Origin of the sequence: Bacilliculturomica massiliensis, from assembly GCF_900605495.1 — a bacterium.
Taxonomy (GTDB): domain Bacteria; phylum Bacillota; class Clostridia; order Peptostreptococcales; family Anaerovoracaceae; genus Bacilliculturomica; species Bacilliculturomica massiliensis.
On sequence record NZ_LR027603.1, the window covers coordinates 1,109,332 to 1,122,354 of the forward strand.

General features: G+C 54.4%; 12 protein-coding genes. All 12 read left to right on the forward strand.

Annotation, left to right across the window (positions count from 1 at the left end; translation table 11 throughout):
• Window positions 1-125: 125 nt before the first annotated feature.
• The 12 genes from yajC to rsfS all read left to right on the forward strand — a co-directional run bounded on the left by yajC (window position 126) and on the right by rsfS (window position 13,022).
• Entirely contained in the window at window positions 126-605 is a 480-nt protein-coding gene (yajC, locus tag E0E37_RS14325) for a preprotein translocase subunit YajC (protein WP_246019740.1), read from the forward strand.
• Between the two features lie 209 nt (window positions 606-814).
• Entirely contained in the window at window positions 815-1,198 is a 384-nt protein-coding gene (locus E0E37_RS14330; protein WP_130863680.1) for a TIGR04086 family membrane protein, read from the forward strand.
• A gap of 235 nt (window positions 1,199-1,433) precedes the next feature.
• The gene (gene secD / locus E0E37_RS14335; protein WP_130863681.1) at window positions 1,434-2,711 is read left to right on the forward strand and encodes a protein translocase subunit SecD; all 1,278 of its coding nucleotides are present in this window, start codon (window positions 1,434-1,436) and stop codon (window positions 2,709-2,711) included.
• A 1-nt stretch (window position 2,712) separates the two neighbouring features.
• Window positions 2,713-3,624, forward strand: a complete 912-nt coding sequence (gene secF, locus E0E37_RS14340; RefSeq protein ID WP_130863682.1) for a protein translocase subunit SecF — start codon at window positions 2,713-2,715, stop codon at window positions 3,622-3,624.
• A gap of 34 nt (window positions 3,625-3,658) precedes the next feature.
• Entirely contained in the window at window positions 3,659-5,839 is a 2,181-nt protein-coding gene (locus E0E37_RS14345; protein WP_165445372.1) for a RelA/SpoT family protein, read from the forward strand.
• A 90-nt stretch (window positions 5,840-5,929) separates the two neighbouring features.
• On the forward strand, window positions 5,930-6,379 hold the full coding sequence (gene dtd / locus E0E37_RS14350; protein ID WP_130863683.1) for a D-aminoacyl-tRNA deacylase: 450 nt from the start codon (window positions 5,930-5,932) through the stop codon (window positions 6,377-6,379).
• Between the two features lie 14 nt (window positions 6,380-6,393).
• Window positions 6,394-7,023, forward strand: a complete 630-nt coding sequence (locus tag E0E37_RS14355; protein WP_130863684.1) for an MBL fold metallo-hydrolase — start codon at window positions 6,394-6,396, stop codon at window positions 7,021-7,023.
• The gene (hemZ, locus tag E0E37_RS14360; RefSeq protein WP_165445373.1) at window positions 7,016-8,440 is read left to right on the forward strand and encodes a coproporphyrinogen dehydrogenase HemZ; all 1,425 of its coding nucleotides are present in this window, start codon (window positions 7,016-7,018) and stop codon (window positions 8,438-8,440) included. Before E0E37_RS14355 ends, hemZ begins: the two co-directional genes overlap by 8 nt.
• The gene (gene hisS, locus E0E37_RS14365; RefSeq protein ID WP_130863686.1) at window positions 8,437-9,690 is read left to right on the forward strand and encodes a histidine--tRNA ligase; all 1,254 of its coding nucleotides are present in this window, start codon (window positions 8,437-8,439) and stop codon (window positions 9,688-9,690) included. Before hemZ ends, hisS begins: the two co-directional genes overlap by 4 nt.
• Before the next feature lie 14 nt (window positions 9,691-9,704).
• Window positions 9,705-11,477, forward strand: a complete 1,773-nt coding sequence (gene aspS / locus E0E37_RS14370) for an aspartate--tRNA ligase (protein ID WP_130863687.1) — start codon at window positions 9,705-9,707, stop codon at window positions 11,475-11,477.
• A 44-nt stretch (window positions 11,478-11,521) separates the two neighbouring features.
• Complete coding sequence (gene nadD / locus E0E37_RS14375) at window positions 11,522-12,667, forward strand: nicotinate-nucleotide adenylyltransferase (RefSeq protein ID WP_130863688.1); 1,146 nt, start codon at window positions 11,522-11,524, stop codon at window positions 12,665-12,667.
• Window positions 12,660-13,022, forward strand: coding sequence for a ribosome silencing factor (gene rsfS, locus E0E37_RS14380; RefSeq protein ID WP_130863689.1), 363 nt, complete (start codon window positions 12,660-12,662; stop codon window positions 13,020-13,022). Before nadD ends, rsfS begins: the two co-directional genes overlap by 8 nt.
• Window position 13,023 lies beyond the last annotated feature (1 nt).

Genomic DNA, 13,023 nt, shown 5'->3' on the forward strand with positions numbered 1-13,023 from the left:
ATCTGCCAAAAGGGGCCGGGAAAAGCGGGAAATCATGAAATAAGCGGCGAAACGCGAAAAAAGGCTTTTCATTTTGGTATTCATAGGGTATAATCTTTGTTGTAGGTAAAAAAGGAGGAAGAGTTATGAGTCCAATGGCAATGCAGCTTATTATGATTGTTGGTTTGTTCGCAATCATGTATTTCCTGCTGATCAGACCGCAGAAGAAACGTGAAAAACAGGTCGCCGATATGAGAAACAGTATCAAGGTCGGCGATGACGTTGTTACCATCGGCGGTATTTACGGCAAGATCGTAAAAGTCAAGGAAGACAGACTGACCATCCAGGTCGGGGCGGACAAGACAAAATTCGATATCGCCAAGTGGTCCATCTCCAAGGTCGAGAATGCGGCTCCTGAGACGAAGAAGAAGGTTGTCGAAGAGGTGGAAGAGGAAGAAAAGCCGAAGAAGGTCTCTCCCAAAAAGCTGAAGAAGCTCGGCGCGGAAGAAAAAGCGGAAGCTGTTCCGGCGGCGGAGTCTGTGGATCCCATTGCGGAAAGCCCCGCGGAAACACCTGTGGAAACTCCTGCGGATGCTGCGGCGGAGCCGGTTTCGCTGGAAAAATAGCTGCTCGTTAGACCGACAAATCCATATGAATAAAAAAACAAGGCTGCGTCCTTGTTTTTTTTATGGACGGGCGGTGGGGCGGGAGATCGCTGTATTTTTTCGCCTTTTCGCGCCGTTTTTTTCGCTGTGAATTCTAAATTTTATTTCTTTCCGTATAATGTAGAAGCGGAACATGGAAACTGATAACAGTACGGAAAGGAAGTTTGGATATGGGTAAAAAATCACAGTTGGAAATCTTGCGGAAAAGCGCCAGGGCTTACGGGATCAGCGCTCTGTTTTTCCTGATCGTCGTGGGGATCATGGGGCTGCTGCTCTGTTTTGGACCGCTGCCCGAAAAGGGCATGCCGTATTATGTGCTGGGAGCTCTGACCGCATCCTGTTTTCTGCTTGGGCTTATGGCCGGCGCTGCGCTGAAAAAGCGGGGATTGATCTACGGCGCGGGCTACGCCGCCGTGTTCGTGCTGGCGGTGATCCTGATTTTGTTCGCGGTTTTGGGAGCGCAGAACCCCATCGCCCTGTTGAACATCCGTTATCTGCTCTGCCTGGTTTTCGGCGGAATCGGCGGTATTTTGGGTGTGAATCAGAAAAATTAGGGAAGACGGCGGAAAAACAGTGATTTTACTTGCTGTAAAGGGCAAAAAGTAGTAAAATATTCTGTAGCATTCCATTTGCTCTCAGCGGAAAGAGACCTGCAGGTCTTCTCAGCAGAGGGTGATGAAGATTCAACAGACCACACCGCAGGGCCCCGCTGCCGGACGGCAGCGGTCGGTGTGGTCTGCTAATGAACCGCCGGAAGGCGAATACGAAAGAGAAAGGGTAAAAGGTAAAATGAAAAAGACAGCAGCAATCGTTCTTGCTATTCTCATTGCCTGCGGCTGGTACGTTTCCCTGTGCGGAGCGGGTCCGATCAAACCGCTCAAGGACCAGATGCATCTGGGGCTTGATATGGTCGGCGGCGTTTCCGTCGTCATGGAAGCCCAGACCGAAGCCACGGGCAGCGAGCTGAAGCAGTTGATGAACCAGACACAGGCGGTCATCGAAAACCGTGTCAACGAGATGGGACTCTCTGAACCGGTGGTGACCATCGAAGGGGAGGACCGCATCCGTGTGGAGCTTCCGGGAGCAGAGGACGCCGACGCGGCCATCGAGGCCATCGGAAAGACGGCGCAGCTCCAGTTCGCTACAGCTGATGGACATGTCATCCTGGACGGAAACAGCGTAAAAGACGCCAAAGGGGAGGCTTACAGAGGAAACGACCCCAGCCTTTTGGGAACGTATGTGGTATCTCTGACTTTTGATTCCGCAGGGGCCACGGCTTTTGAAAACGCCACCAGAAAGATCATGAACGGGGAGATCACCTCAGCCGTTGAGGGGATGAATTCCAACATCATCATGATCATGCTGGACGATCAGATCATCTCCAGTCCCGGAGTTCATGAAGTTATCGCCAGCACTACCTGTCAGATCACAGGAAACTTTACGAGAGAAGAAGCATCCAACACGGCGGCTCTGATCCGCGGTGGAGCCCTTCCCGTCGGTCTGCAGGAGATCGAGACACAGGTGGAAGGACCGACTTTGGGACTGAATGCGGCGAAGACCAGTCTCATCGCGGGAGCCGTAGGCATCGGCCTGATCCTCCTTCTCATGCTGTTTATGTATCATGTTATGGGACTGTGCGCCGATATCGCGCTGCTGCTTTACGTGCTCATCGTGTTTTGGGTGCTGGTGGCGCTGCAGGGCGTGCTCACGCTTCCCGGCATCGCCGGCATGATCCTTTCCGTAGGTATGGCAGTGGACGCAAACGTCATCATCTTCTCCAGAGTCAAGGAAGAAGTGGCTGACGGAAAGAGCATCCGCGTGGCGGTGGATTCGGGCTTCAAGAGAGCCATGTCAACGGTCGTGGACTCTCAGGTCACGACCATTATCGCGGCGGTCATCCTGTATCAGCTGGGCACCGGTCCGGTGAGAGGCTTCGCCATGACTCTGATGATCGGTATTTTTGCAAGTCTTCTGACCGCTGTTGTGGTAACACAGCTGTATCTGACCCTCCTTGCTGACAGCAAACTTGCGACGAAGAAATTCTTCGGGATAAAGGAGGTAAAATAAAATGCTGAATGTGAACACAAATATTCCTTTTATTAAATACAGAAAGTATTTTTACCTGATCTCCATCGCTTTGATCATCATCGGGATCGGAGTGGGATTGATCCGGGGCTTTAATTTCGGTATCGATTTTACAGGCGGCACCAAGATCCAGTTTAATATGGGACAGCAGGTAGAACTGGACGACGTGAAGGCCGTTCTGAAAGACAACGACATACAGGCCGATGTGATCTATGCGGGAGAGAATCACGAAAAGGTGATCATCAAGACGACTGCGGCGCTGGATAACGACGCCAGAAACGCGTTCTACGCTTCCATGGAAAAAAAGTTTGATCCCAAGCTGCCCGAGGGGGATGTCTTTGTGGAATCCTCCAATCTGATCGGACCTTCCGTGGGCGAGATGCTGAAGAGCAACGCCATCAAGGCGGTCCTTCTGGCGGCAGTGGCCATGCTGATCTACATCGCCATCCGTTTCGAATGGAAATTCGGCGTTGCGGCTATTCTGGACCTGCTGCACGACGTGCTTCTGCTGATGGCCTTTTATGGACTTTTCCACGTGCAGATCAACAGTCCCTTTATCGCGGGCATGCTGATCGTTGTGGGATATTCCATCAACGACACGATCGTAGTTTTCGACCGTATCCGTGAAAATCTGAAGTTCATGAAGAAAAACAAGATGGACGAGCTGATCGACAAGAGCATCAATCAGACCATCGGCCGTTCGATCATGACGTCGGTGACCACCATCATAGCCATCGTCCCTCTGTTCGTTCTGGGCGGAGACAGTATCCGCGAGTTTACGCTGCCGCTGCTGGTAGGCGTGACGGCGGGAACCGTTTCTTCCATTACGATGGCAAGTCCGATCTATTATGATTTGTGCAATCTGCTGAATAAGCCGAAATATAAGGGTAAGTAGAGACAAAAAGACTGAAGGAAAAGGTAGTTCTGTTATGATGGAGCAATTTTTAGAATATCTGCTTTCCGTAAACCCCAACTACGATATAGAACTGGTCGAGCGGGCGTATAAGAAAGCGGAACAAATGCATGAGGGACAGCTTCGAAAATCGGGGGAACCGTATCTGATCCATCCGGTGGAGGTAGCGAAGATCCTGGCGGATCTGGGCATGGACGAAAACACCATCGTCGCAGGCCTGCTTCATGATGCCGTTGAAGATACTCCATACACGCAGGAAGACCTGAGAAACGATTTTGGGGAGGAGGTCGCGCTTCTGGTGGACGGCGTGACCAAACTGGGTTCGCTGGTCTACGAGAGCAAGGAGGAGCGTCAGGCGGAAAATCTGCGCAAGATGTTTCTCGCCATGTCCAAGGATATCCGTGTGCTCATCATCAAGCTGTCGGACCGTCTCCACAATCTGCGGACCATCAACTATATGACAGAGTCCAAGATCCGGGAGAAGTGCAACGAAACTCTGGAGATCTACGCGCCTCTGGCAAGCCGTCTCGGAATGTACGCCATGAAGTTCGAGATGGAAGACATCGCTTTGAAAATGCTGGACCCGGACGCGTACTACGAGCTGGTAAAGGCCGTGAAGAGCAAGAAACAGCAGCGTGAAGAGGTCATCAACCGCGTGATCACGGAGATCCGTGAGAATCTGGACCGCCTGGGGATCCCCTACGATATCATGGGACGTTCCAAGCACTTCTACAGCATTTACAGAAAGATGAAGTACCAGCACAAACAGCTGGACGAGATATTTGACCTGACGGCAGTCCGCGTGATCGTGGACTCCGTCAAGGACTGTTACGCGGTGCTGGGCGTGGTACATACCATGTGGAAGCCGCTGCCCGGCCGTTTTAAGGACTATATCGCCATGCCCAAGCCCAACCGGTATCAGTCGCTGCACACTACGGTCATCGGCGACAACGGCGATCCCTTTGAGATCCAGATCCGCACATGGGAAATGCACCGGGTGGCGGAGTTCGGTATCGCGGCTCACTGGAAATACAAAGAAGGGAAGACGGACGGAAAGAATGCCGACGGCGAGGAAGTAAAGCTGGCCTGGCTGCGCCAGACGCTGGAATGGCAGAAAGATTTCAACGATCCCAAAGAGTTCATGGAAACGCTGAAGGTGGATCTGTTTTCCAACCAGGTATTCGTCTTTACGCCTAAGGGCGACGTCATCGAGCTTCCCGCAGGTTCCACGCCGCTGGATTTTGCTTTCAAGATCCATTCCGCGGTGGGCGCCAAGTGCATCGGCGCAAAGGTGAACGGAAAGATGGTCCCCATCGACTACACGCTGCAGAACGGGCAGATCGTGGATATCGTCACCTCGGCCAACAGCAAAGGACCCAGCATCGACTGGCTGAAGATCGCCAAGACCAACACGGCCCGGACCAAGATCCGCGCCTGGCTGAAGCGGGAAAACAAGTCGGAAAACGCCGACAAGGGCAAGGAAATGCTGGAAAAGTATGCCCGGCGCAAAGGATACGATCTGCAGCAGGTCCTGAAAAATCAGTACGTCCTGCGGGCGGCCAAGACGCTGAACTACGCCACGGCGGAAGACCTGTACACCGCCATCAGCTACGGCGGCGTGATCCTCAACAAGGTCATGATCATGCTGGTGGGTTACTTCCACGAAGAAAAGCAGGCGGAGCTCAAACGCAGGGAAAAAGAAGCGGCGAAGCAGGAACACAAGAAGAAAAAACGCAGCGAAAATACCACCGGCGTTACGGTGGAGGGGATGGACAATATGCTGGTCCGATTCTCCAAGTGCTGCAATCCCGTTCCGGGGGACGAGATCGTGGGGTTTATCACCAAAGGCAGAGGGATCTCTGTTCACCGCAAAGACTGTATCAATATCCTGTCTCTGCCGGAATCGGAACGACAGCGTTTTATCGATGTGAATTGGGATCACGAGAAAGAAAATCTATCCTTTGACGCAGATATCATCATTCTGGCCGAGGACAGAAAAGGGCTCTTTTCCGATCTTTCCAGAGTGTGCGAGGACATGGACGTGCACATCAACGGCGTGAACGCCAAGAGCGCCAGAGACAAAGTGGTCAACATCACCATGACGCTGTCCATTTCCAATACAGGGCAGATGGAACGCGTTCTGCGGCAGCTGCGCACCATTCCGGGCGTGGCCGACGTGTACCGGTCGATCATGTAGCCCGTGCAGCCTGCAGCCTGCTGCCGACGGAGGCCGGTGCCCCCGGACTTTACGGCTGCGTTAACTTGTCAGAGAAACAGGGAGGTTTGTTTGAGAGCAGTAGTACAGAGAGTGAACCGGTCCGCAGTGACCGTGGAGGGAAGCGTTACGGGCGCCATCCAGAAGGGGCTCATGGTCCTGCTGGGCGTTTCCGAGGACGACACCGATCAGGACGCCGCTTATATGGCGGATAAGATCACCGGTCTTCGCATCTTTGAAGACGATGAGGAAAAAATGAATCTTTCCGTAATGGACGTAGAAGGAGATATCTTAGCGGTATCTCAGTTTACGCTTTTTGGAGACTGCAGAAAAGGCAAGCGGCCCAGCTTTGTGAAAGCGGCGCGTCCGGAGCCTGCAAACCGGCTTTACAGGGCCTTCGTGGAGGCCTGTAAGGCAAAAGGCGTGCGTGTGGAGGAAGGAGTCTTCCAGACGCACATGATCGTTGAAATCGAAAACGACGGTCCGGTGACCGTTTTGATAGACAGTAAAAAAGAATTTTAGAGAGGTAAGACCCTATGCGCAGTATAAAAGTAGAACTATATCCCAGCGGAAGCCTGCAGGTAAACAGTTATCTGGTTTACGACGAGGAGAGCAGGAAGGCATTTGTAGTAGATCCGGGCGGCGTAAACGCCGGGCTGCTCCAGAAGGTGAAGGAGCGGGAACTCAATGTGGAATATTTTATTCTCACCCACGGGCACGGAGATCATATGGGCGGAATTCCCGGCTACATGGAATCTTTTCCGCAGGCCCGGCTGGTGGCGGCGAAAGCGGAGGAAGAGCTGCTCGCCGATCCTTATATGAACGCCTCCAGGGAGATCGTGGGCAGGGAGATGAAGCTGACTGCGGACGTCTGGGTGGAGGACGGTGAGACCCTTGAGGCGGCCGGCGCCGAGCTGACGTTTTTGATGACGCCGGGCCACACGCCGGGCGGCATGTGTATCCTCATGGGAGACATTCTGTTCAGCGGCGATACGCTGTTCTGCCAGTCCATCGGCCGCACGGACTTTCCGGGCGGTTCCTTTGACGCGCTGAAGACCGCCGTGCACGAAAAGCTGTTCGTGCTGCCCGATGAGACGAGAGTTCTGCCGGGACATATGGGTCCCACCACCATCGGACAGGAAAAGAGGTCAAATCCCTTTGTATAAATTTTATCTGAGAGACGATAAACTTAAATATGAACTGAACGAGCTGATCAAGATGTTTCTGAAGCCATCGGAATACCAGGTGCTGAATCCGGAGGACCCCTTGGAACCTGGGGACTTTTCCGTTTCAGGGGCAGGCGAGGCGGCTGATACCGCAGCTGAGGGGGATGATCTGCCGGACATGGTCTTTCGCATGTCCCCGGATGTGACGGAAAAGAATGAAGCCAAGCGCCGGCTTTACGACTGGCTGGCCCAGAGGACGGGAGAGCGTCCGGACTGGGGAACGCTGACCGGAGTGCGTCCGGCCAAGCTGGCCGGAGATTACCTGAACCGGGGAGCAGATTTTGAGGATCTGCGCCGTATCTTATCGGAGACGTACTACCTGAGTCAGGAGAAGATCGATCTGGTGTCGGAGGTGTGCCGCGTTCAGCGGGAGACCGTGGGTCCGGCGCCGGAACGCTCTGCGGGCGTGTACATCGGAATTCCATTTTGTCCCACCCGCTGTCTTTACTGCTCTTTTACCTCCAATCAGGCGCCGCCGGAAAAGATCGGCGGCTATCTGGAAGCGCTGCACCATGAGATCTCCTACACGGCAGATCTCATGAAGCGGAGAGATATGCGGCCGGAGTCCATATACATCGGAGGAGGCACGCCTACCACTCTGTCTCCGCAGCAGCTTTCCGAACTGCTGGATCACGTAAACCGGGCCTTTGACATGAGCGGAGTCCGGGAATTTACGGTGGAGGCCGGAAGGCCGGATACCATCACCCGGGATAAGCTCCTGGCCATACGGGACAGCGGGGCGCAGCGCATCAGCATCAATCCCCAGACCATGAAGGGCTCCACTCTGGAGCTCATCGGCCGTTCTCACAGCCCGGAGCAGATCGTCGAGGCTTTTTCGCTGGCCAAAGACGTGGGGATCCCTATCATCAACGCGGATCTGATCACCGGACTTCCGGGAGAGGATACGGAGGATTTCCGGCGCACTCTTGACACGATCATCGGGCTTTCGCCGGAGAATATCACAGTCCATACGCTGGCCGTCAAGCGGGCGTCAAAGCTCATCGAGCTGGACGCAGATTACCATTACAATCAGGGACCGGTGGTGCGTGAAATGCTCGCCGTCAGCCGTGAGATGATGGACAGGCACGGCTATCGCCCCTATTACATGTACCGGCAGAAGCACATGGCGGGAAATTTTGAGAATGTAGGCTATGCCAGACCGGGCACGGAGAGCATCTATAATGTGAGGATCATGGACGAGAACCAGAGCATCGTGGCGCTGGGAGCGGGCGGCATCAGCAAAATGTATTTTGGGCGGGAAAACAGGCTGGAGCGGATACCCAACGTATCCAATTATGAAATATACATGGAACGGATCGAAGAAATGCTTGAGAGAAAGGAAAAGGGTTTTATATGATTACGAACATCCCAAGGGGGACGAAAGACGTACTGCCGTCCCAGATCAATAAATGGCGCTATGTGGAAAACACCTTTCGCAGTCTCTGCGCCAGATACGGATTCGGAGAGATCCGCACGCCGGTCTTTGAGCACACGGAACTGTTTGCCAGAGGCGTGGGGGATACCACGGACATCGTGGAAAAGCAGATGTATTCTTTCAAGGATTACGGCCAGCGGGATATTACGCTGAAACCGGAAGGCACGTCTCCGGTGGTCCGCTCCTTTGTGGAAAACAAGCTGTTCGCAGACGTCATGCCTGCAAAGTATTATTATATCACTCCCTGTTTCCGCTACGAAAAGCCCCAGTCGGGCCGGCTGCGGGAATTTCATCAGTGCGGCATCGAGGTCTTCGGATCGAAGGATATGATGGCGGACGCGGAGGTGATCGCGCTGGCTAAGGATTTCCTGGAGCTGCTGGGCATCCGGGATCTGGAGCTTCGGATCAACAGCATCGGCTGTCCGAACTGCCGGGCGAAGTACAGAGAGGCGCTGCAGGACTTTCTGCGTCCCAGCTACGATCAGTTCTGCGATACGTGCAAGGGCCGGTTCGAGAGAAACCCCATGCGCATTCTGGACTGTAAATCGCCGGTCTGTCAGGAGCTTGCCCAGGGGGCGCCGCACATGCTGGACTATCTGTGCGAAGACTGCGCGGCGGCCTTTGAAGATCTGAAAGCGAATCTGACTGCAATGGAACTGGATTTTACTGTGGATCCCGGCATCGTGAGAGGACTGGATTACTACACGAAAACAGCTTTCGAATTCGTCTCCAATACCATCGGAGCCCAGGGCACCGTGTGCGGCGGCGGGCGGTACGACCACCTGATCGAGGAGGTGGGAGGCCCCTCCACGCCGGGAGTGGGATTTGGTCTGGGCATCGAGCGTCTGCTTCTGGTGATGGAGTCAAACGGCATCGAGATCCCGGCCGACGAACCGGCGGACGTGCTGGTGGCCGTGATGGGCGATCGGGCCAGGGCCTTCGGGCAGAAGCTGGTGCACGATCTGAGAAAGGCGGGAAAGAAGGCGGCGCTGGACCTGATGGCCAGAAACCTGAAAGGACAGCTCAAATACGCGGACCGTATCCATGCAAAATATACCATCGTCATCGGCGACAACGAACTGGACGCGGGAAAGGTGGCGCTGAAAACCATGGCGGTCTCCCAGCAGAGAGAAATACCCATTGAAGACATTTTGAAAGAGATAGAAAATTAGGAGGGCGGAGGGCCATGTCTACATTAATGAAAAGAACCCACATGTGCGGTGTGCTGAGAAGTGAAAACATCGGCGGGAAAGTGACGCTCAACGGGTGGATCCAGAAGAGGAGAAACCTGGGAGGGCTGATCTTCTGCGATCTGAGAGATAAGACGGGGATCGTCCAGATCGTTTTCAACAACGAACCCGCCGACCTGTTCGAGCGGGCGGACAGCCTGAGAAGCGAATACGTGGTGGGAGTCAGAGGGACAGTGAGAGAACGGGAATCAAAGAACAGGGATCTCCCCACCGGCGACATCGAGATCATCGCTGAGGAGCTGGTCATTTACTCGGAAGCGGACACGCCTCCCATCTACGTAAAGGACGACGACAACGTGTCGGAGGATCTGCGCCTGAGATACCGTTATCTGGATCTGAGAAAGCTGAAAATGCAGAGAAATCTCACCTTCCGTCACAAGATCGCCCAGTGCGCCAGAGAGTATTTCAGCGCCGAGGGCTTCACGGAGGTAGAGACACCCGTACTGGTCAATCCTACGCCGGAGGGCGCCCGGGATTATCTGGTGCCCAGCCGCGTCAATCCCGGCAAGTTCTTTGCGCTTCCGCAGTCGCCGCAGCAGTTTAAACAGATGCTCATGCTGTCCGGCACCGACCGGTATTTTCAGATCGCCAGGTGTTTCCGGGACGAGGACCTGCGGGCCGACCGTCAGCCGGAATTCACCCAGATCGACCTGGAGATGTCGTTCGTGGATCAGGAGGACGTGATCGACGTCAACGAGCGTTTCCTTCAGAAGGTATTCCGGGACGTCATGGACATTGAGATCCCCGTGCCGTTTCCCCGGGTCCCCTACGATGAAGCCATGGAGCGCTTTGGAAGCGATAAGCCCGATACCCGGTTCGGCTTCGAACTGAAATGCTTAAACGACGTTGTGAAGGACTGCGGCTTCAAGGTATTTACCGACGCGCTGGCCGCCGGCGGCGACGTGCGCGGCATCAATATCAGCGGGTATTCCGACAAGTTCAGCCGCAAGGATGTGGACAAGATGACGGAGTCCATCAAAACCTTCGGAGCGAAGGGACTGGTCTGGATCCGCGTAAACGACAGCGAGATCACATCTTCCGTAAATAAATTCTTCGATCAGGATCAGCTGAAACAGATTACAGAAGTATTTTCCGGTAAACCAAATGATCTGATCCTCATTGTGGCCGACAGGAAGTCCGTGGTATTCGACAGTCTTGGATTCCTGAGAAGAGATCTGGCGGACAAGCTGGGACTGCTCAACGACAGTCAATATAATCTGCTTTGGGTTGTGGATTTCCCGCTTTATGAATACAATGAAGAAGAAGGTCGTTATTACGCCATGCATCACCCGTTCACCGCGCCCAAGCCGGAGGACGTTCCTCTGATGGACACGGATCCCGGAAAGGTGAAGGCCAATGCCTACGATATCGTGCTGAACGGCGTGGAGCTGGGAGGCGGAAGCATCCGGATCCACGACAGCGCGCTGCAGCAGAAGATGTTCGAGGTTCTGGGACTCTCTCCGGAGGAGGTGCAGCAGAAGTTCGGATTTATGCTGGAAGCATTCCGCTATGGAACGCCGCCCCACGGAGGTCTGGCCTACGGCCTGGATCGTCTGGTCATGCTTCTGGCGGGAGAGAAGAGCATCCGGGAGGTCATCGCATTCCCGAAGAATCAGAATGCGGCCTGCATGCTGACAGGGGCCCCCACGGAGGCCGCAGAACAGCAGCTTGAAGAACTTTCTATCCGCATTGCAGAAGAAGAGAAATAGAAGCGGCTTTGGCGCCGGACGCAGCGGACGGGCGATTGGGTAAAATGAAAAAAATCGGTATTATCGGGGGCAGTTTTGACCCCATACATTACGGCCATCTGATCCTGGCGGAGCAGGTGAGGGTGGAATCGGAGCTGTCGCAGGTGGTGTTCATGCCTGCCTACATCTCCCCGTTTAAACAGAATACAAAGGCCGCGGAGGCGGCGGACCGGCTGGAGATGGTCCGCCGCGCCACGGAGGGAAACCCCTATTTTACCGTGTCGGACATGGAGATCGGCAGGCAGTGCGTCTCCTACACGGCGGAGACACTGCGGAAATTCCAGGATAAGGCCGGGGAGGAAGCGGAGATCTACTTTATAACGGGGACCGACGCTTTTATGAGCATAGAAGAGTGGCGGGACGCAGAGTTTCTGCTCTGCTATTTCTCCTTTATCATCGGCCTGCGGCCTGGAGTTTCCGAGGAGAAGCTGGACCGGCTCATCGGCAGACTGCGCAAGCAGTACGGTACACGGGTGATCAAAGTATGGTCGCCGAAAGTAGATATATCGTCCAGCCATATCCGGGAGCTGATATCAGAGGGGAAATCCGCCCGCTATCTGCTGCCGGATCCGGTACTGGAGTATATTGAGACCGAGGGACTGTACCGGCTGGATCTCAGCACGGAGGCGGGAGCGGGACGGGCCGCGGAGATCCGCAGGCGCATTACGGACTATATCCGCGCCGCACTGAAGCCGTCCCGGCTGCTCCACACGGAAGGCGTTGTGAAAACTGCCTCGGCTCTGGCGGTCCGGTACGGAGTGGACCCCGAAAAAGCGGAGCTCTGCGCTCTGTTTCACGATTCATGCCGCAGCGCAGGAAATCTGGAACACGGACGCATTGCCGCGGAAATGATGAAAAAGGACTATAATATCCTGGATGAGGATATGATAAATGCAGTGAAATATCACACGACGGGACGGGAGGGCATGTCTCAGCTGGAGAAGATCCTCTATCTGGCCGATGCCATAGAACCTTCCAGAGCGTACCCCGGCGTGGAGGAGCTGCGCAGGCTGGCGGAAAAAGATCTGAACGGTGCATGTCTGGCAGTTATGGAGCACTCGATCCGATATGTGCGGGAGAGAGGGCTTGCCTTAGACGAGAACACCGTAAGAGCACGAGATTATTTATTAAAAAGGAGAGAGCATGAATAACAGAGAAATGGCACTTTCAGCGGCCGCGGTGCTGGATGAAAAGAAAGCGCTCGATGTGGTGATCATCGACATCGGAGCGAAATCCTCCTTCGCCGATTACTTCGTCATCGCCTCCGGCGCGTCCGAACGGCAGGTGGGAACCCTGGCCGAGGAGGTGGAGGACCGCTTCGCGAAAGAAGGCGTCCATGCAAAAAGCATCGAGGGAAAACAGAATTCCGGCTGGATACTTATGGATTTCGGCGATGTGATCGTCAATCTGTTCTCCGTGTCACAGCGGGAGCATTACAACATTGAAAAAATATGGAGCGACTGTCCCTTCATCGATCCGGAAAGGGAAGCAAATCAGGAGGATTAGA